This is a genomic window from Croceibacterium ferulae (assembly GCF_003660445.1).
Lineage (GTDB): Bacteria > Pseudomonadota > Alphaproteobacteria > Sphingomonadales > Sphingomonadaceae > Croceibacterium > Croceibacterium ferulae.
Genome location: NZ_QZVQ01000011.1, coordinates 1 through 19,402, shown reverse-complemented (window position 1 = coordinate 19,402; position 19,402 = coordinate 1). Strand labels below are relative to the sequence as shown.

12 protein-coding genes are annotated in these 19,402 nt (G+C 66.2%); 4 read left to right on the top strand and 8 right to left on the bottom strand.

Annotated elements, in window-relative coordinates; translation table 11 throughout:
• Window positions 1-49: 49 nt before the first annotated feature.
• Together D5S08_RS13625 and D5S08_RS13620 are read right to left on the bottom strand one after the other, a co-directional pair.
• The gene (locus tag D5S08_RS13625) at window positions 50-3,532 is read right to left on the bottom strand and encodes a TonB-dependent receptor (RefSeq protein ID WP_121119502.1); all 3,483 of its coding nucleotides are present in this window, start codon (window positions 3,530-3,532) and stop codon (window positions 50-52) included.
• Between the two features lie 157 nt (window positions 3,533-3,689).
• Window positions 3,690-5,825 carry a M3 family metallopeptidase gene (locus D5S08_RS13620; protein ID WP_121119500.1) on the bottom strand — a complete coding sequence of 712 codons (2,136 nt, stop codon included), beginning with the start codon at window positions 5,823-5,825 and terminating at the stop codon, window positions 3,690-3,692.
• Between the two features lie 294 nt (window positions 5,826-6,119).
• Here D5S08_RS13620 and D5S08_RS13615 point away from each other — a divergent pair, with 294 nt between their 5' ends.
• The gene (locus D5S08_RS13615; RefSeq protein WP_126665566.1) at window positions 6,120-7,943 is read left to right on the top strand and encodes an ABC transporter ATP-binding protein; all 1,824 of its coding nucleotides are present in this window, start codon (window positions 6,120-6,122) and stop codon (window positions 7,941-7,943) included.
• Here D5S08_RS13615 and D5S08_RS13610 read toward each other — a convergent pair.
• The 4 genes from D5S08_RS13610 to D5S08_RS13595 all read right to left on the bottom strand — a co-directional run bounded on the left by D5S08_RS13610 (window position 7,940) and on the right by D5S08_RS13595 (window position 12,572).
• Window positions 7,940-8,944 (bottom strand): glycosyltransferase family 2 protein, encoded by a 1,005-nt coding sequence (locus D5S08_RS13610; RefSeq protein ID WP_121119496.1) that lies wholly within the window; start codon window positions 8,942-8,944, stop codon window positions 7,940-7,942. The two genes, D5S08_RS13615 and D5S08_RS13610, sit on opposite strands and share 4 nt — an antisense overlap.
• Window positions 8,941-9,981 (bottom strand): polysaccharide deacetylase family protein, encoded by a 1,041-nt coding sequence (locus D5S08_RS13605; RefSeq protein WP_206610348.1) that lies wholly within the window; start codon window positions 9,979-9,981, stop codon window positions 8,941-8,943. The genes D5S08_RS13610 and D5S08_RS13605 overlap by 4 nt, the downstream gene beginning before the upstream one ends.
• Window positions 9,971-11,239, bottom strand: coding sequence for a methyltransferase domain-containing protein (locus tag D5S08_RS13600; protein ID WP_206610347.1), 1,269 nt, complete (start codon window positions 11,237-11,239; stop codon window positions 9,971-9,973). Before D5S08_RS13600 ends, D5S08_RS13605 begins: the two co-directional genes overlap by 11 nt.
• A 64-nt stretch (window positions 11,240-11,303) precedes the next feature.
• The gene (locus D5S08_RS13595; RefSeq protein WP_121119490.1) at window positions 11,304-12,572 is read right to left on the bottom strand and encodes an aspartate kinase; all 1,269 of its coding nucleotides are present in this window, start codon (window positions 12,570-12,572) and stop codon (window positions 11,304-11,306) included.
• A gap of 69 nt (window positions 12,573-12,641) precedes the next feature.
• Between D5S08_RS13595 and ubiG the strand changes: the two genes are divergently transcribed.
• Window positions 12,642-13,376, top strand: a complete 735-nt coding sequence (gene ubiG, locus D5S08_RS13590; RefSeq protein ID WP_121119488.1) for a bifunctional 2-polyprenyl-6-hydroxyphenol methylase/3-demethylubiquinol 3-O-methyltransferase UbiG — start codon at window positions 12,642-12,644, stop codon at window positions 13,374-13,376.
• A 12-nt stretch (window positions 13,377-13,388) separates the two neighbouring features.
• Entirely contained in the window at window positions 13,389-14,279 is an 891-nt protein-coding gene (locus D5S08_RS13585) for a bestrophin family protein (protein ID WP_121119486.1), read from the top strand.
• A 343-nt stretch (window positions 14,280-14,622) separates the two neighbouring features.
• Here D5S08_RS13585 and D5S08_RS13580 read toward each other — a convergent pair whose 3' ends face one another.
• On the bottom strand, window positions 14,623-15,732 hold the full coding sequence (locus tag D5S08_RS13580; RefSeq protein WP_241557412.1) for a serine hydrolase domain-containing protein: 1,110 nt from the start codon (window positions 15,730-15,732) through the stop codon (window positions 14,623-14,625).
• A gap of 59 nt (window positions 15,733-15,791) precedes the next feature.
• Window positions 15,792-17,183: a 30S ribosomal protein S12 methylthiotransferase RimO gene (rimO, locus tag D5S08_RS13575; RefSeq protein ID WP_121119484.1), complete on the bottom strand. Its 1,392-nt coding sequence runs from the start codon at window positions 17,181-17,183 to the stop codon at window positions 15,792-15,794.
• Between the two features lie 242 nt (window positions 17,184-17,425).
• Between rimO and D5S08_RS13570 the strand changes: the two genes are divergently transcribed.
• The gene (locus tag D5S08_RS13570; protein WP_121119482.1) at window positions 17,426-19,237 is read left to right on the top strand and encodes a DEAD/DEAH box helicase; all 1,812 of its coding nucleotides are present in this window, start codon (window positions 17,426-17,428) and stop codon (window positions 19,235-19,237) included.
• Window positions 19,238-19,402 lie beyond the last annotated feature (165 nt).

Here is a 19,402-nt window from a genome sequence, read left to right as displayed (position 1 = left end):
GGTCGCGTGGTGGCGACCGGCGGCAGGAAGACCGCGCAGGGAGCTGCGGTCAGAAGGTGAAGCGGGCGATGGCCGAGAAGCGGCGATCGTTCATGAACCAGCCACGCGGGATGATGCGAACGTCATCCGCCCCGCCGGGCCCCTCAACCGCCACGGATGTGCGGGTGATGCTGTTGGCCAGGTTCACGCCCTGCACGCCGATGCGGACGTTTTTCGTCGCCTGGAAGAAGATGGACGCATCAAGCTGGCCATACTTCTCCTGGAACACCGGATCGTAAGGCACGATCACGTCACGCGTGGTCAGCAGGTAGCGGGAGCGCCAGGCGTAGGAAGCGCGCAGCGACAGGCCCTTGTAGTCGAAGAACGGGGTGACGTTGAAATTGTGCTTCGACAGGCCCTGCAGCGGGAAGCCCGAGACATCGATGTTGGACACGAAGTCACCCACCACGGACGGATCGCCCGCTTCCAGCGTGGGCTGCGGCACACCCGAACTGTCCACAAAGGTGTAGTTCGCCTGGATCCCCAGTCCGGACAGGGCGCCCGGCAGGAAGTCGTAGGTCTGCTGGTAGGCCAGTTCGAAGCCCTTGACCTTGCCGGTTTCCGGCGCGTTCAGCTCCCGCGTCAGCACGACGTCGAAGGTCTGCCCGTTATTGGTGAAGCTCTGGCGCTGGGTGTCGAACACCACCACGCCCTTGATCTCCTTGTAGAAGGCCGACAGCGTCAGCGATCCGACCGGGTTGAAGTACCATTCCGCGGTCAGGTCGAAATTGTCGGAGGTCACCGGCAGCAGGTCCGCCGCACCGCCGCGCACGCCGCGCCCTTCCACCACCACGGCGCTTTCGCCCTGGATGATGCCGTCGTTCGGATCGGCCGTGGCCAGGTTGGGCACCACCGTCAGTTCCTGCCCGATCGGCACCTGCGGCGCGATGACCACAGGCGTGTAGTTCCGGATGTCACGCGTGTTGGGCGGAGAGATGCCCTTGAAGTAGGCCGCGCGGAACTGCAGCCCGCCGCCTACTTCCAGCTTCAGGTTCACGGCCGGCAACCAGTAGTCGTAGCTGGTGTTGACGTCGTTGGGCTCGAACGCGGCGTTGGAGAAGTCGCGGACATCCGCCCGCAGGCCCGGGTTCGAATACAGGTAGGCGCAGCCGGCCGCGATCGTGTTGGTCGTCGGCACCTCGTCCCCTGGTGCCGGATTGACGATCTGCTGGATCGTTTCACGGCAATTGGCATCAGGCGTCAGCGGATCGGCGGTGGGGAACTGGATAAAGCCGCTGCTGACCCGGTCCGTGGTGCTGTAGCGCAGGCCGACATTGCCGTTGAAGCGCCAGCCATTGCTCAGATCCGCATCAAAGCGCGCCATGACATAGGCGGCATGATTGGTTTCCTCGATCGGATTCACCTCGCCCGGCAGGTACTGCGAGTTCGCCAGCACGCCCGGCCGTTCGTTCAGCGGAACCCAGCCGGTGGAACCACCGGTCGGCGCCGCTGCGCCCGGCTGCAGCCATTCGTCCCGGATCGACTTCGCAAAGGCGACATAGCTGGCATAATCGCTGGCCGGGTTGCCGGTCCAGTACAGGCGACCCTGGTTGAAGGCCGGGTTGTTCGCCTGCCCGCGCATGAAGTTCTGCCATTGATATTGCGCGTACTGGCCTTCCTGCGAGTTCGGACCGGTCTGGTCGGCGCCAGGGCCCCCGATCGATTCGTCCATCCATACCGGTCCGCCATTGCCCCATTGTTCGGACAACACGCCCCAATTGTAGGCGGAGACCCGCGCCACCTGATTGCGATTGGCGTAGCGGTAGCCGACCTGCACGGATTTGAGGAAGGAACTGTCGTCGAAGGCGTAATCCAGGTCCACGCGGAACGCGTCCGAATTGCCTTCGGATTCCTCCACATGGTCCATTGCGCTGCGCCAGAAATTGGCCGACGGATCGCTGAAGCCGGCATTCTGCCCGCTGAGATAGGTCGGGTAAGCACCGCTGGAGCCGGGTGCGCCCTGGCAGATGCCCTGGGCGTTGGTGGCTGTGGTCTCGCATGTTTGCGGAGCCACGAAGTTGACCAGCGGGAAGTCGCCGCCGTTCAATTCGATCAGCGCATCCTGGTAGCCGGAGCCCCAGATGCCGTTATCGACCACCTCACCGGTGGATTCGATGTGGCTGTAGTCCAGCGACACTCCGAGGCGGTCGTTGACGTCCCACTTGAAGTTGAACCCGTAATCGTCCGTGACGCTGCGTTCGGTATGTTCGCGGTACTGATTGTTCGACTGCAGGCCGAAAGCGGGTGTCCGGAGGCGTGCGAGCGTCCCTTCCGGATTGTTCTGATCGTCCCGCCAGCCGGTGGGACCGGTGATCAGGCCGCGTTCGAACACATTGTCCTCGTCAAACGAGATGGAGGTGCCCGCCCGCGCGCGGCTGTCGCCCGCTGCCGTGACGTTGTCCGTCGCGATTTCGATCGTGTTTTCGGTCCAGGCCAGCCGAGCGTCGGAACGCAGGAACTGGAATGTAGCTTCCATCGATCCGTCGTTGGAGCGCCACTGCGCCGCCGCGGCATAGCCGTAGCGTTCGCGGTCACGGTCGTCGCTGCCGATCACCGCGCCGCGCGGGAACAGGCCCACGCCCTGCTGCGTCGCCCCATCGAATGCGACCACGTCGGTACGGGTACCGTCCGTGTAGATCGGCCGGTTCCGGAACGAGGAAAGCTGCAGGCGGTCGCTGCGGGTGAACAGCTGTGAGTAGACCACGCTGCCGAGGATGCCGATGTCGCCGACCGGCGTTTCCCAACGGGTGCTGCCGACGACCGAGACGGTCGGGGCGAACTTCTCCACGAAGTCGCCGTAATTGGCTTCGACCGTGCCGGCGAGATAGGAGCCTGCCGAATCGAACGGCACGCGGGTGCGCAGGTTCACGATGCCCGAGATGCCGCCTTCGATGCGATCCGCGGTGGGCGACTTGAACACGTCCACCCCGCCCAGCAGTTCGGACGGCACGTCCTGGAAGCCGAGCGAGCGACCGTTCAGGGCGGAGAACGCCTCCCGCCCATTGAACTGCGACTGCACATAGGTGAGACCGCGGACCGTCGCGCCTGAACCTTCTGACGAGAAGTGGTCCGGGTCCACGCCAGCGGCGAAGCGGGTGATCGACACGCCGGGAATGCGCTGCAGCGTCTCCACGACTGAGCGGTCGGGCAGGGCGCCGATATCCTCCGCCGTGACCGAATCGACGATCGAGTCGGAGTTGCGCTTGATATCCTGCGCGCTCTGCAGCGAACGGCGGAAGCCTGTCACCACGATGGTGCCGTCGGCATTGACCGTTTCGCCGGCCGCGTTGACCGTCTGGCCTGCGACAGTTTCCGCTGTGGGGGCGGGCACTTCCTGGTCATCGGCCGGCACGGGCGACGAATCGGGGCCGGACGTGCTCTGGCCCCAAGCCGGAACAGCTGCCAGCGTGATCGCGAGAGCGATGATCGAGGAACCCTGGCGGATCTTGGCGGCACGGCTAAACACCGTCGCTGGCGCGGTTGTCAGTCTCATTACTCTCCCCTTGTAAGCGCTAACATCAAGTGCCGCGCCGTTTATATGTTAGCGCTAACCTAAATGGCCGGCACTATGCAAGGGGTGTCTGACAAGGTTGGATAAAACAGTTCGATTCCGCCGGCAGCGCAGCGCCGCCGGCGGAATGTCGGGCTGGTTACTCGGCCGGGAAGCCACGAATGCGCAGCAGCGCCTTCACATCCGGATCGCGGCCGCGGAATGCGCGATAGGCCTCGGCCCGGTCGGTCTCGTTGCCGGTAGACAGGAGCAGTTCCGCGAAGCGGTCAGCCGTCGCCTTGTCCCACGCACCGCCGGCTTCCTCGAACGCGGCCCAGGTGTCCGCGTCCATCGTCTCGGACCACAGGTAGCTGTAATAGCCGGCCGAGTAGGCGTCGGAGGAGAACAGGTGATTGAACTGCGGCAGGCGGTGACGCATCACCAGTTCGCGCGGCATGCCGATCTCGGCCAGTGCGGTCCGCTCGAACGCGTCCGGATCGGTCACCGGCTCCGTCGCTGTGTGCAGCTTCATGTCGACGATGGCACTGGCCAGATATTCCACAGTGGCGAAGCCCTGATTGAAGGTCTGCGCGGCCTTGACCTTGTCCAGCAACTCCTGCGGCATCGGCTCACCCGTTTCATAATGCCGGGCGAAGCGGTCCAGCACTTCGCGCGTCAGCAGCCAATGCTCGTTCACCTGACTGGGATATTCCACGAAATCGCGCGGCGTGCCGGCAAGGCCAGGATAGGTCACGTCCTGCAGCATGGAATGGATCGCGTGGCCGAATTCGTGGAACAGCGTTTCCGCATCGTCCAGGCTGATCAGCACGGGCTCGCCCGGCGCGCCCTTGGCGAAATTGTTGTTGTTGGATGACAGCACGTTCTTGGCTGGCGGCAAGTCGCGCTGGCTGCGATAGGTGGTCGCCCAGGCACCGGAACGCTTGCCCGTGCGCGCGAAATCGTCGCGGTAGAACAGGCCGACCTCCGCCCCGTCCTTGTCCTTCACGTGCCACACGCGCACGTTCGGCTCGAACACCGGCACGGTGCCGCTGATCTCTTCGAACTGCAGGCCGTACAGCTGGTTGGCCGACCAGAACGCCGCGTCGATCATGTTGTCGAGCGCGAAATACGGCTTCAGCTCCGCCTGATCGAGATCGTAGCGAGCCTTGCGCACCTTCTCCTGGTAGAAGCGGTAATCCCACGGCTCGATCGTCAGCCCGGCGCCTTCCGCTTCCGCGATCGCCTGCATGTCGCGCACCTCTTCCGCCACGCGGGCGGTGGCGGCGGGCCAGACGCGCATCATCAGGTCGGTCGCAGCGGCCGGCGTCTTGGCCATGGTGTCCTGCATCCGCCACTCGGCATGATTGTCGAAGCCCAGCAGCTCCGCCCGCTCGTCCCGCAGCTGCAGGATGGCGGCGATCGTGGCGTTGGTATCGCTGGCGCCACCATTGTCACCGCGGTTAACGAAAGCGCGCCAGACCTTCTCGCGCAAGGCACGGTCGGTGGCGAAGGTCAGCACCGGGTCCACCGCGGAGCGGGTGTTGACGATGGCCCAGCCTTCCAGCCCACGCTCCTGCGCGGCGGCGCGGGCCACGGACTTCACGCTGGCGGGCACGCCGGCGAGCTCGCTCTCGTCCGTTACCGCGATGTAGGTCGCCTCGTCCGTCAGCAGCTTCTCGGAATAGGTGGCGAAGTTGCTGGCCAGCTGCTGATTGATTTCTGACAGGCGGGCCTTCTGACCGGCATCCAGCCTGGCACCCTGGCGCACGAAGGATTCGTATGTGCGCGTCACCAGCCGCTGCTGTTCGGCATCCAGACCGCTGGTTTCGCGCGCATTGTAGATCGCTTCGATCCGGGCGAGCAGCGCTGGGTTGAAGGTGATCGCATCCTGCGCCGCAGCCTGTTTGGGCGACCATTCGGCGTCCAGCGCCTGATAGGCGGGATTGTTCATGTTGCTGGTCATCACGCCGAACAGGGCGTTCACGCGGCCCAGCTGCTCGCCCGCCAGCTGCATCGGCACGAAGGTGTTGGCAAAGGTGGGGGCTTCGGGATTGCTCGCGATCGCCTCATACTCGGCCTGCCGTTCGGCCAGCGCGGTGGCGAAGGCTTCCGGAAACAGCTCGGGACGAACCTGGTCCCACGGAGGGACGCCGCCATAGGAGCCGCTCCACATGGCGAGCAGCGGATTGCTTTGGACGGGCGCGGCGGCTTGCGTGGTGCCCTGCGTCTGGGCCTGCACGGAGGACGACATGATCAGCGACAATGCGGTAGCGGCGAGGAAAACAGGATGCACCATGAACTCCGACAATAAACGAACAACTGGCAGCATAAACCTTTCACCCTGCACGTAAAGTTTACGGCAAGTCGTCGCCCCAGACGGTGGGCTGGGAGCGACCGCGATTGTCCTGTATGAGCGAACGGTATCGTTTCGAACGGTGCAGGATCGTGGGGCTGTGAAGAGGTTGCTAAGTGTTTTTCGCCACACTACCGCGATGGCCCGACTCGCGTGAGGCGGATCGATCCGCCGGATGCGGCAACAGATGGGGGCGCATTTGACCGTGATCGCAACAGACCGGATGTTCCGGCTGACGTGAGGCGGTTGATATTCGCCTGGGTGCGGGAGGCGTTCCGTGCTTTTCCGCTGCGCATTGCCATGCTGCTGGTGTTCAGCGTGCTGATTTCCATCATGGACGGGCTCAGCATTTCCATGCTGATCCCACTGATCGGTATCCTGTTCACCGGCAGCAGCCTGATGGATGACGAGGGCGGCGCGCTGTCGCGCATCCTGTCGCAGCTGGTCGATCTTGCAGGGGTGGACAACCGCCTGTTCATGATCGCCGGCTTCATCGTGGCGCTGGTCGCCGCGCGCGTGGTGCTGACTTATATCAACAGCATCAATGTGGTGGTGCTGGGCAGCCGGCTGAGCCTGGAGCTGGCCGGCCGTATCCACCAGCGGCTGCTCGACAGCGATTACCAGTTCCTGTGCGTCACCGATCACGGCACCCTGATCAACACGCTGGATACGGAGGTGTGGAACGTCACGGACGCCATCTTCGCCGTGTTCGACCTCTTCTCCTCTGCCTGCATCGTGCTGGCGCTAGGCACGCTGCTGCTGCTGATCTCGCCCGAGCTGACGCTGATCGCCGGTCTGCTGGTCACGGCCGTGTCGATCATCCGACGGGCGGCCGACAAGCGCGTGCGCGACCTGGGAACGGCCAAGGTGCGGGGAGCGGAGGCCTATTCTGTCCGGTCATATGAATTGCTGGACAATATGCGGATGACCCGTGCCTATGGCCAGGAACCGCAGGTACAACAGCAGTTCGTGGACATAACCCGGCGCCTGATGCGGATCGATGTCGACCTCGCCCGGGTCAACAACGCGATCTCCGGGATGCAGGAGGTGGCCTATGCCGCGATCGTCGCCCTGCTGCTGATCGCCGCGGTGTGGATCGACCTGGGCCAGGCATCGCTGATCGCCTTTATCGCGCTGCTTCATCGGCTGCAGCCCAACATCGCCGCGCTGGAGCGGAGCCGCACCGGGCTGGTGCAGGCCGATGCCTCGCTTGCCTCCGTGTCGCGGGTCGATGCGCTCCCCGCCTGGTCACGCCGGGCGACCGGGACCGCCCGCCTGCCGGCTCTGGAGGGCCAGATCGTGTTCGACCGGATCAGTTTCTCCTATGACGGCAAGTCGCAGGAACGGCGGGCGGCCCTGGCCGATGCCACGTTCACCATCCCGCTGGGCAGGACCACGGCGCTGGTCGGCGCATCGGGCGCGGGCAAGTCGACGATCACCAACCTGCTCTATCGCTTCCACGATCCGGACAGCGGCACCATCAGCGTCGCGGGCACCCCGCTGATGGAGCTGGACCTTGGCTGGTGGCGGGCGCAGCTGGCGATATCCGGGCAGGATACCGGCCTGATCTCCGGATCGGTGCGCGAGAACATCGCCTGGGCGCGGCCCGATGCCAGCCAGGGCGAGATCGAGGAAGCCGCCCGCGCGGCGGAAATCCACGACTTCATCGCCGGCCTGCCGCTCGGCTACGACACCCAGGTGGGGGAGCGCGGCGTGCTGCTGTCGGGCGGGCAGCGCCAGCGAATCGAGATCGCCCGCGCATTGCTGCGGCCCGGCGCCATCCTGATCCTGGACGAGGCGACCAATGCGCTGGATTCCGTCACCGAGGCGGAGGTGCTGGCGACCTTGCGCCGGGGGGCGGCGGACCGCACCGTGCTGGTCATCGCGCACCGGCTGGCCACCACCCGGGACGCCGATCACGTGATCGTGCTCGATCGCGGGCAGGTGGTCGAACAGGGCACGCCCGCTGCGCTGGCGGGCAGCGGCGGCCTGTATAGCCGGATGCTGCGGCTGCAGGAGGTCGGCAGCAGGCTGGAGAGCGAGCTGGGCGTCTCGCGCTAGGTCCGGCCCGCGCGGCGGGCGTGCCGCCAGGCGCTCAGTCGCCACCATTGCCGCAGCACCGCGCCCGGCGTTGCCGCCCTGATCCGCCGCGTCGCCCCGTTCCACAGCCGGCGGACCCGCCTGTCCACCGGGATGTAGCCGGGCAAGCGATAGGGCCGCAGCTGCCGCGCCACTGCCCGGTCCAGCGCCGCATCGTCCAGCCCGATCGTGCGCAGATAGGCCTGCAGCCAGCGCAGATAGGTGCCGCGGGCCGGGTGGTAGCCGACAGGGTCATACTCCCCGGTGGTCAGCGCCTGCGAGCAGCAGGAGGCGGCGTGCTGGCGGTAGTGATCCAGCACCTCCGCGATCACCACCACCGGCTGAGTCGCGGTCATCTTGCTGAGGAAGACCTGGTCCTCGTACAATCCGCGAAAGCTCGGCTCGAAGCCGCCGACCGCATCATAGGCGTCGCGCCGCACCAGCAGGCTGCAGATGCCGGGCAGGCAGCCGCCCGCCGTGTTGATGAACTTTCTCAGCGCCACCGGAGGCGGGATCAGCCGCCGCACCGGCAGCTGCATGTCGCCGGGCTGGTCCTGCTCCCCCAGATAGCTCTCCCCATCCCCAGCCCAGCTATACCAGTACAGCGTGGAACCGTAGATCATGCCTGCTGCGGGGAACTGGCGCGCCACCTCCACGAACACGCCCAGCCGCTCCGGCAGCCAGATGTCGTCCGCATCCAGGAAGGAGATGTAGCGCCCGCGCCCGGCGGCAACACCGGCATTGCGCGACGCGCTCATGCCCAGATTGGCGTGGTCGGGATGCTCGATGTAGCGGATGCGGCCGGGATGCGCGGCGGCAAAGTCTTTCGCGATGGCGGTCGCCCCGTCCCAACTGCCGTCATCGACCAGCACCAGCTCCCAATCGGTGAAGCTCTGCGCCAGGATGCTCCCGATCGCCTCGGCGATGTAGTCCTCCCCATTGCGGAAGATCATCACGGCAGTGATCAGCGGGGTGTCGCTCATGCGGCACCTTCCAGCAGGGCGTGGTCGTCGCGCAGCCAGCGGGCAAAGCTTTCGCTGTCCTGATCCAGCACCTGCAGGCGGGTCAACTGGTCGCGCGGGGTGGTGCGGGTGATCGCCGCCGGATAGCTGGTGCAGGCGACCGGTATGCCGAGTTCCGCAATGATGCGGCGCGATGCGGCATCGTTGCGGCCGAAGGGATAGCTCATCCGGTCGATCGGCCCGCCCGCCAGATCCTCCAGCGCACGCTGGCAGCCGGCGATCTCATCCCGCTGCCGCGCCGCGTCGTGATCGGGCAGGCTGGGGTGGTGGCGGGTGTGATTGCCGATCCGGACCAGCGGATGATCGGCCAGCGCGGCGATCTGTTCACGGGTAGCGGGGCGGCGGCTTTCCGGTCCGGCCACCGGCATGCCGGCCCATAGCAGGATCGTGGCCACAGCCGCATCCTGGTCCGCAGGCGGCAGCACCACAATGGCGTTCCACAGATCCATATACAGGCGCTCGCGCCCCGTGCGCGGTTCTTCCCGGTCGGCGTTCCAGCGGCCGGGGGCCATCACGGCGGCGCTGTCATCGTCGATGACGAAGCTGCGCTCATGACCACCCAGCGTGATTTCCAGCGTGGTGGGCAGGTCGCCGCTTTCCAGCACGGCACGGCAGAGCGCATCCCACCAGAATTCGCGGGTGCGGCCCAGCGCATCCGAGATCACGAAGATGGTTGCCGGTACGCCATGCCGTTCCAGGATCGGCAGCGCGACCTCCAGATTGTCGCGGTACGCATCGTCGAAGGTCACGGCCAGCTTGCTGCCTTTTCGATCGATCACGTCCTCGCCCGCAAAGGCGCCGAGGTCCACTGCCGCGCGGCGCCGAGCGAGCAGCTCGATCTGCTGCTCGAAATGCTCCGGGCTGACGCACAGGTTCCACGGATCGACCGCTTCGGTCGCCACCCGATGATACATCAGGATGCCGGCACGCGGAGTCAGCGCACGCCAGCGGCGTCGCAGCGGCCAGACGACCCGCCGGACGAACGGCTTACTTTTCAAGAAAGAAGAGAGTTTCGGTGCCATATTGCGTGCTAGTCTCGATCCGCTCCTCTCGCACCAGAAACGGCCCCAGCATCTGCCGCAGCTCGTTCCGGTCCAGCGCAAGATCGGGGATCGGGCCGGTGCTGTCCAGCACCGTATCGCCGGATGCGCCCGGGGCTGCAAAGGGAGTGAAGATCACCAGCACCATGCGCTTGCCGAAGGATTGCAGTGCATTGTCCAGGATCTGCCGCCAGCCCCAATTGTGTTCCAGCACATGGCGCATGAAGATGCAGTCCGTCTCGGAGCGGTATTCCTGCAGCTCCGCCTTGACCGCCGCCTGGTCGCTGGCGCTGCCGTCAACCCCGACATAGCGGCTCTGCGTCACAAAGCGCTGCGCGTAGCAGGTGCCGCAGCCCCAATCCTCGACCGTGGCGCCGTGTCCGTCCAGCCAGGCCATGCCCTTGGCATAGCTGGTCTCGTCATCATAGGGGGTCGCAGGTCGGCCGGAATAGTCCCACCGGTTTGTCATCCGCATCTTGACCGCCGCGTCCCCGGCCGTTGCGCGGATCGCGACGATGACCGGATATTCATGATCCGCATGATCGAGTTCGGCCTGCTTCAGCTCCTGCGCGGCCATGCCGTGCAGGAAAGCGGTGGCACTCAACACATTGCCATATTGCACGATCTCCACATGCTCCGGCCCGAAGGCCAGCCCGAACAGCTTCGTCGCAGCGCCCTTCGAAAGGGACCAGTACCTGGTGTCGTTCCAGTCGCTGTCAGCGATCTGGGTGATGCCCGGCACCGTGCACAGCAGCACGCCGCCGGGCTTCAGCACGCGGAAGAGGGTATGCACCGCCGATTTCATGTCGAAGATCAGGTGCAGCGTTTGCGTCAGGATCACGCAGTCATAGGCGTCGCCGGGGATGGTCTTGCCATCGGTCAGGTCGTCGACATAGGTGGCGTCGGGGTGGTCATCGACATGCAGCATGTCGCTTTGCGTCACGCCCTGGCCGAACTTTTCGGTGTAGAGGCGCTCCCCCACCTCCAGCACGCGGCCGGTGATCAGCGTGCTCTGCGACTTGAGGAAGGCTTCGATGTAGTAGCGATCGACCGGATCGCCCCGGTCGAACCCATATTCGCGGCTCAGCGGCTCCAGGCTGCGCAGGTCGCCCATGTGCACGAGACCCGGCGGCACCGTCTTTGCTCCCCGCAGCCGGGCCACGATGCGTTTCGCCTCGTTGATCAGCCTGCGTGTGCCGCGTCTTACCATCGCCATCCCCCTGTGCCCCTTGCCGCGAGGGTTATACGGCTTTCAGGTCGAGGAACAGGGGTGCTCTACGTCAGTCCTCCGCGTCGAGGCCGTAGGCGCTGTGCAGCACGCGCACGGCGAGCTCGGTCTCGTCCTCGTCGATCAGCACGCTGATCTTGATCTCGCTGGTGGAGATCGCCTCCACATTGATGCCGCGATCGGCCAGCGACTGAAACATCGTGGCGGCAACGCCCGCATGGCTGCGCATGCCGACACCCACGACGCTGATCTTGGCGACCTTGGCATCCACCACGATGCGGTTGAAGCCGATCGATCCGCGCCGGTCCTCCAGCAGGGCCTGCGTGCGGGCAAGGTCGGCCTGGGGCACGGTGAAGGTCACGTCGGTCTCGCCCTTGTCGCGGCCGACATTCTGGATGATCATGTCCACATTGATGCCGGCATCGGCCAGCGGGCCGAAGATCATGCTGACCGCGCCCGGACGGTCGGGCACGCGGGTCAGCACCACGCGCGCTTCGTTCTTGTCGTGCGCGATGCCGGTGACCAGCTGCGCTTCCATTCCCCGGCTTTCCATGATTGCGGCCATTTCCTCATCCGATACGATCATCGTGCCCGGCAGATCGTCTGCCGGCACGCCGTCCTCCACGAAGCTGGAGAGCACCTGCACCCGCACGCCCGCCTTCATCGCCAGGCTGACGGAGCGGGTCTGCAGCACCTTGGCGCCGACCGATGCCAGCTCCAGCATCTCTTCGTAGGTGACGAATTCCTGCTTCTTCGCCCGGGCCACGATGCGCGGGTCCGTGGTATAGACGCCGTCCACGTCGGTATAGATGTCGCAGCGATCCGCCCCGATCGCGGCCGCCACCGCCACTGCGCTGGTGTCGGACCCGCCGCGGCCCAGCGTGGTGATGCGGTTATCCTCCGCCAGCCCCTGGAAGCCGGGAATCACCGCAATCTCGCCGCCGGCCATCGCCGCCAGCAACGCGTCCGTATCGATGCTGGCGATGCGCGCCTTGCTGTGCGCCTCCACCGTGTGGATCGGCATCTGCCAGCCCAGCCAGCTGCGGGCCTTGCAGCCCAGCGCCTGCAGCGTCAGCGCCAGAAGGCCGCTGGTCACCTGCTCGCCACTGGCGACCACCACGTCATATTCCGCCGGATCGTAGAGCGGGTTCGCTTCCCGGCACCAGTTCACCAGCCGGTCCGTCTCGCCCGCCATGGCGCTGACCACCACCGCCACCTCGTGCCCGGCTGCCTGCTGGCGCCGCACGATGTTGGCCACGCGGCGGATGCGCTCGGACCCGGCCATCGACGTGCCGCCGAATTTCATCACGATCCGCGCCAAGAACCCGTCCCTTCCGCATGTATCAGGCGCCGTCTGGCCACCTGCCCGCGGCGCTGTTAGGGTGGCTGCATGGGTGATGCAACTGTCGCAAATGTTACCATCCGCGATGCCGAGGCGGCCCATTTCGACCGCCTGGCCGCCGATTGGTGGAATCCACGGGGCAGCAGCGCCATGCTGCACCGGCTGAATCCGGTCCGTCTGGCATTCCTGCGTGCCGCGATCGACCTGCACTGGGGCGGCGATATCGAGAGCGCGACGCCGCTTGCCGGCAAGACCGCGCTGGATGTCGGGTGCGGCGCGGGGCTGCTCGCGGAACCGCTGGCGCGGCTGGGGGCAGCGGTGACCGGGGTGGATGCGGCACCGGGCAACATCGCGGCGGCACAGGCGCATGCGGCTGGCAGCGGCCTGGCGATCACCTATCGCGATGGTGAATTGGCGGGGCTAGGCGGCACCTTTGACCTCGTGACCTGCCTGGAAGTGATCGAGCATGTGGGCGACAAGCCGACCTTCGTGCGCGAACTCGCCCGCCATCTGGCGCCGGGCGGCTTGCTGGTGCTGTCGACCCCCAACCGCACACCGACCAGCCGGGTGCTGCTGGTGGGCGCGGCGGAGATGGTCGGCGCGGTGCCGCGCGGCACCCACCATTGGGACGACTTCCTGACGCCGGACGATCTGCGTGCCTTGCTGACCGATGCCGGCCTGCGCATGGACGAACCGCGCGGCATCGCCTTCTCGCCGGCGAGAGGCTTTCACCTTTCCGACGATCTGTCGCTCGATTTCATCACCACCATCCGTCACGCCTGATCGGCCGCACCCATGATCGTCCGCGACAAGCCCACCGCATTCGACCTGGTGTTCGCCATGCGCGGTTCCATCGTACCGCACATCGCGCTGCGCGTGCTGCTGATGGTGCTGTTCGCAGGCCTGCTGGTGTGGGTGGACGAGGCGGTGCGCCCGCTGCCGCGCATCGACGCCGTCGCCTATTCGTCCTTTGGCCTTGCCCTCTCACTGTTCCTGGGGTTCCGCAACAACGCCGCCTATGATCGCTGGTGGGAAGCGCGCAAGCTGTGGGGCGGGCTGCTGGCCGACATGCGCAGCCTGGCGCGCGAGGCCGAGCTGTTCATCGCCGACAAGAGCCCGCGCCACGATCTGCTGCGCGGGGCGCTGGCCTTCCTGCATCTGCACCGGGCCAATCTGCGCCGCCTGCCGGACGACCAGCGGGCGCTGGCGCTGGCCGGGCCCATCGCGCAGGGGATCCATCCGCCCGATGCGATGATGGACGTCATCACCTGGCGGCTGGCGGAGGCAGCGCAGGCCGGCGCCATCGACGGTTTCGGCCTTCGCGCGCTGGATACGCGCCTCGCCAGCATCGCGCTGCAGCAGGCCGGGTGCGAGCGGATCGCGGTGACGCCGCTGCCTTATGTCTATTCGCTGCTGATCCACCGCACGATCTGGCTGTTCTGCCTGCTGCTGCCCTTCGCGCTGGTCGGTCCGGCAGGCTGGATGACGCCGGTATTCGTGGCAATCGTCGGCTATGTGTTCCTGGGTCTGGCGGAGGTGACGGAGGAGCTGGCCCACCCCTTCGCCATGACCGCCAACGGCCTGCCGCTGGATGCGATCTGCCGCGCGGCGGAGATCAGCATCGCCCCGCATCTGGGCGAACAACCGCCGGAGCCGCTGCTGCCGGAGCGGTTCTTCCTGAGCTGATGCGTTCGGTGCGTCCTCGGGGAGACACGCTTCGGACGCGTGTGGCCTTGGCCATCTATGCGGCGTGCTTCGCGATCGGCGCCTTCAATCATGCCCGCGATTTCTGGCTGACTGGATGGCGGCCTTATGCCTGGGCGCCGGCGGTGCTGGAGGCGTTCTGGACGGCGCTGGTGCTGCTGGATGCAGCGGTTATCGTGCTGATCTTGACTGGCTGCCGGAGAGCCGGCGTTGCATTGGCCGCCGGCATCATGATCGCCGATGTGGCGGCGAATACTCACGCCTGGCTGACGCTGGACATCCCTGCCTTCGCCTTCGCTGTTCCGCTTCAGACAGCGTTTCTGGGCTACGTGCTGGGTTCGGCTCCGTTCCTCTGGTCGGCCAGACCTGAACCCGCCTGCCGCGTGCCGCCCGCTTCCGCAGCGGGCACTATGTAGTTCGCCAGCAGATCGCGCACTTCGCCAAGATGCGCGCTGCCGCGTTCTACATCGGTGTCGCTGGTCATTACGACCGTCAGCTGCAGGTCCGGCAGGATGAACAGCATCTGCCCGCCATACCCCCATGCATAATAAAGCGGGTGCCGGCCTACGCCGCTGACGAACCAGCCCAACCCGTAGTCGCCGCCGCTGAAGGGTGAGGTGGTCATCGGACTCCAGCTCGCCGCGATCCATTCGCGCGGGACCACTTGCTGGCCGCCCACGATGCCGCCCAGGCGGTACATTTCGCCGAACTTCGCCAGGTCAATCGGGCTCATCAGCATGTCGTTGCCGCCGAAATAGATGCCCTGCGGATCACGCGGCCATTGCGGGATGGAGATGCCCAGCGGCTGCGCCAGCCATTCCTGCGCCAGATCGTAGGTGGAGCGGCCGCTGGCGCGGGTCAACATGGCGGACAGCAGGTGCGTGTTGCCGGTGGAATAAAGCATGTCCGTGCCCGGCCGTGCGACGAAGGGCTGCGCCAGTGCATAGCGGACCCAGTCCGGGCTGGAGACCCAGCGCCCGTAATTGTCGCCACTGGTGCGGGCAAGGCCGGCCTGCATGGACAGCAGGTGGCCGATATGCAGCTTTTCCAGCAGCGGATCGGGCGTGGTCGGGGCCTTGTCGCGCAGGACCGAGAGGACCGGCTGCTCCACCCCCGTGAACACGCCCTTCTTGATCGCGATGCCTACAATGGCAGATATCACCGACTTGGAAGCGGACTTGATGTTGACCGGCCGGCTGACCGACGGGCCATCATGGAAGGCGCGGGCGAGCAGCACCTCGCCATCGCGCATTATCACCATGCTGTTGAGCGGCGCCATCGCTTCTGCCCGCTCGACCACCTGCGCCATGCGCTGCGGATCGAGCCCGGTGGTTTGGCCTGTCTGCTCCTGTCCGGCCGTGCCTGAGGCGCCCGAAGGGCTGCAGCCGGCGAGCAGCAGCAGGGCAGGGGCGAGTGCGAAAACGAGCTTGTCCATGCGCGGCCAAGTGGGGCGAGGCGGGCGCATGGGCAAGGACGCAAGGCCGCTCGTCGGGCTTATCGCTGGCTGACGGGAACCCCGAACAGATCGTGCGCATCGGCCTCTTCTACCAGCACGTCCACAATCATGCCCGGCTGCAGGTCGGCCGGTACGTCGCGCAGCAGGACCTGCCCATCGATCTCAGGCGCATCGGCCTGGCTGCGACCGGTGGCGCCGATGCTGCCGTCATCCTCATCCGGCTCGCCGATCTCGTCGATGATGACCGGCAGGATGCGGCCGACCTTGGCGGCAAGGCGCGCGGTGCTGATGCGGCTGGTCGCCTCCATCAGGCGCTGGAAGCGTTCTTCCTTCACCTCTTCCGGAACGGCGCCGGGCAGAATGTTGGCCGTGGCGCCTTCCACCGGTTCGAACCGGAAGCCGCCGACGCGATCCAGCTGCGCCTCTTCCAGCCAGTCGAGCAGATAGCGGAAGTCGCCCTCCGTTTCGCCGGGGAAGCCGACCACGAAGGAGGAGCGGATGGCCAGATCCGGGCAGATCTCGCGCCAGTTGCGGATCCGGTCCAGCACCTTGGCCTCGTTGGCCGGGCGGCGCATCGCCTTCAGCACGCTGGGGCTGGCATGCTGGAACGGGATGTCGAGATAGGGCGTCAGCAACCCTTCGGCCATCAGCGGGATGACCTGGTCGACATGGGGGTAGGGGTACACATAGTGCATCCGCACCCAGGGTGTGGTGCCTTCCGGCGTGCGCAGCTGGCCCAGCTCGCGGGCGAGATCGGTCATGTGCGCGCGGACCTGGCGACCCTTCCAGCTCTGTTCCTGGTGGCGGATGTCCACGCCATAGGCGCTGGTATCCTGGCTGATCACCAGCAACTCGCGCGTGCCGGCGGCGACCAGCTTCTCCGCCTCGCGCAGCACCGCATCGATCCGCCGGCTGGCCAGCTTTCCGCGCAGCTGCGGGATGATGCAGAAGGAGCAGGAATGATTGCAGCCCTCGGAAATCTTCAGGTAGCTGTAATGGCGCGGGGTCAGCTTTACGCCGCCTTCATCGTCCAGCGGCTGCGGGATCAGGTCGATGAAGGGCCCCTGGCTGGGCGGCGCGGCGTCGTGCACCGCATCCACCACCTGCTCGTATTGATGCGCGCCGGTGACGGCCAGCACATCTGGAAAGCGGGAGCGGATCATAGCGGCTTCGTCGCCCATGCAGCCGGTCACAATGACGCGGCCATTCTCCGCCATCGCCTCCCCGATCGCCTCCAGGCTTTCTTCCTTCGCGCTGTCGAGGAAGCCGCAGGTATTGACGACGACCACATCCGCGCCGGCATAGTCGGCGGACATGCGGTAGCCATCGGCGCGAAGCCGGGTCAGAATGCGCTCGGAATCGACCAGTGCCTTGGGGCAGCCCAGGCTGACCATTCCGACGCGTGGAGCGTCACTGATTCGCGTTGCCATGATTGGGGGCGCCCTTACACGCAAAGGCGCCTGTGCGCCAGTGGTCGACCAGATGGCGCGGCGCGTGCGAAGTGCAAGGCCGGGCCGATTCGATCAGCCATCGCATTCTGCCGGGAAATCGGCTATGGGCATCCATCCCCCTCCCGTTCTCTGCCGGCATTCGCGCGATCCCCTGATCGCCCGCAGGCATTTCGGCAGGACACGTGCGGCGCTGTTGCTGCCCGTGAGACATACGGAAAATCATGACTTTCAACGACCTTCCGCCGACCATCGGCGCCGCGCTTGCCGCGCAGGGCTATGCCGATCCCACCGAAGTGCAGGCCGCCGTGCTGCAGGACGAGGCTCTGGGCCGCGACATGATCGTGTCCGCCCGCACCGGATCGGGCAAGACCGTGGCCTTCGGCCTCGCCATGGCCAACGACCTGCTGGACGATAGCGGTCGGGTGCGCTTCGGCGCCGGACCACTGGCGCTGATCATCGCTCCCACGCGGGAGCTTGCACTGCAGGTCAGCCGCGAGCTGGAATGGCTGTACAGCCAGACGGGTGCGCGCATCGCAACCTGCGTCGGTGGCATGAACCCGCAGATGGAGCGGCAGGCGCTGCGTGCCGGTGCCACCATCGTGGTTGGCACCCCTGGCCGGCTGCGCGATCACCTGGAGCGTGGCGCGCTGGACCTGTCGGCGCTGAAGGCGGCCGTGCTGGACGAAGCGGACGAGATGCTGGACATGGGCTTCCGCGAGGATCTGGAAGAGATCCTGGATGCCACCCCGGCGGAACGGCGCACGCTGCTGTTTTCCGCCACCATGCCGCGCCCGATCGTGGCACTGGCACGGCAATATCAGCGTGACGCGCTGGCGATCTCCACCGTCGGGCAGGAGCGTGGCCATGGGGACATCGCCTACCAGGCTATGCCCGTCGCCCCGTCGGAGATCGAAAACGCGGTGGTGAACCTGCTGCGGTATCACGAGGCGGAAACCGCCATCCTGTTCTGCGCGACACGCGACAATGTGCGGCGGATGCATGCCACCCTGCAGGAGCGTGGCTTCGACGTCGTGGCACTCTCGGGCGAGCACTCGCAGTCGGAGCGGAACCAGGCATTGCAGGCGCTGCGTGACGGCCGTGCCCGCGTCTGTGTGGCGACAGATGTCGCGGCCCGCGGCATCGATCTGCCGGGCCTGAGCCTGGTGGTGCATGTAGAGGTCCCACGTGACGCCGAGGCGCTGCAGCACCGTTCCGGCCGTACTGGTCGAGCGGGTCGCAAGGGTACCGCGGTGCTGGTGGTGCCATACCCGCGTCGTCGTCGGGTCGAGATGCTGCTGCGAAGTGCGGGCGTGGATGCGACCTGGGGCCCGGCACCCGGCCCGGCGGACATTCGCGAGAAAGATCGTGCGCGCCTGATGGATACTTTGCTGAAGCCGGTGGAGGCCGACGAGGAAGATCGTGCACTGGCCGCAGTGCTGATCGAGAAGATGACGCCCGAGGATATCGCGGCTGCACTGGTCCGCAGTCATCGCGCCAAGATGCCAGAGCCCGAGGATCTGACGCCCGACATGCCGCGTGAGGCGCGCGACCGTGATGCCCCGCGTCCGGGCTTCGAGGACGCCGTGTGGTTCCGCATCGATGTGGGTCGCCGGCAGAATGCCGATCCGCGCTGGATCCTCCCGCTGCTGTGCCGTCGCGGCCATGCGGCGCGCGGCGACATTGGTGCGATCCGCATCGGACAGACCGAAACCTTCTTCCAGGTGCCCGGCGGCATTGCCGACAAGTTCGCCGGCGCGATCGCCCGGACGAACGGCCAAGGGGACGAAGGCGGCGATGACGCGGGTGTGACGATCGAACGGGCACCGGAAGGTCCGGGCGATCTCGGTGGCGCGCCGCGTCGCCAACCCGGCAAGCCGTTCCACCGTGGCAAGGGTGCGAATGACGGCCCGCGGCAGGGGGGCAAGGGCCCGTATGGCGGCAGCAGCGGCGGCGGTTATGCCGGCAAGCGCAAGGGGCCGGATGGCGCAGCTCGCCGCAGTGGTCCCCCGCGTGGCCGGCCGCAGAAAGGCTGATTCCAGTCGATGTTGCGCTGATTCTCAGGTGATTCTCGGCTGGATCGCCATGGCACGGGCTGGTGCCTCCTTCAAAACCCGTGCATTTTCAGCATCTTACCCGTCAGCCGCAACAAAATTGCCATAGTGTGTTGACGGGTAGGGAAGTCCCCCATATATGCCGTT

What these genes read in the sequence shown, in the direction of transcription:
- D5S08_RS13625 (WP_121119502.1), bottom strand. Translation starts at nt 3,532, where the DNA reads ATGAGACTGACAACCGCGCCAGCGACGGTGTTTAGCCGTGCCGCCAAG.
- D5S08_RS13620 (WP_121119500.1), bottom strand. Translation starts at nt 5,825, where the DNA reads ATGGTGCATCCTGTTTTCCTCGCCGCTACCGCATTGTCGCTGATCATG.
- D5S08_RS13610 (WP_121119496.1), bottom strand. Translation starts at nt 8,944, where the DNA reads ATGAGCGACACCCCGCTGATCACTGCCGTGATGATCTTCCGCAATGGG.
- D5S08_RS13600 (WP_206610347.1), bottom strand. Translation starts at nt 11,239, where the DNA reads ATGGCGATGGTAAGACGCGGCACACGCAGGCTGATCAACGAGGCGAAA.
- ubiG (WP_121119488.1), top strand. Translation starts at nt 12,642, where the DNA reads ATGGGTGATGCAACTGTCGCAAATGTTACCATCCGCGATGCCGAGGCG.
- D5S08_RS13585 (WP_121119486.1), top strand. Translation starts at nt 13,389, where the DNA reads ATGATCGTCCGCGACAAGCCCACCGCATTCGACCTGGTGTTCGCCATG.
- D5S08_RS13580 (WP_241557412.1), bottom strand. Translation starts at nt 15,732, where the DNA reads ATGGACAAGCTCGTTTTCGCACTCGCCCCTGCCCTGCTGCTGCTCGCC.
- rimO (WP_121119484.1), bottom strand. Translation starts at nt 17,183, where the DNA reads ATGGCAACGCGAATCAGTGACGCTCCACGCGTCGGAATGGTCAGCCTG.
- D5S08_RS13570 (WP_121119482.1), top strand. Translation starts at nt 17,426, where the DNA reads ATGACTTTCAACGACCTTCCGCCGACCATCGGCGCCGCGCTTGCCGCG.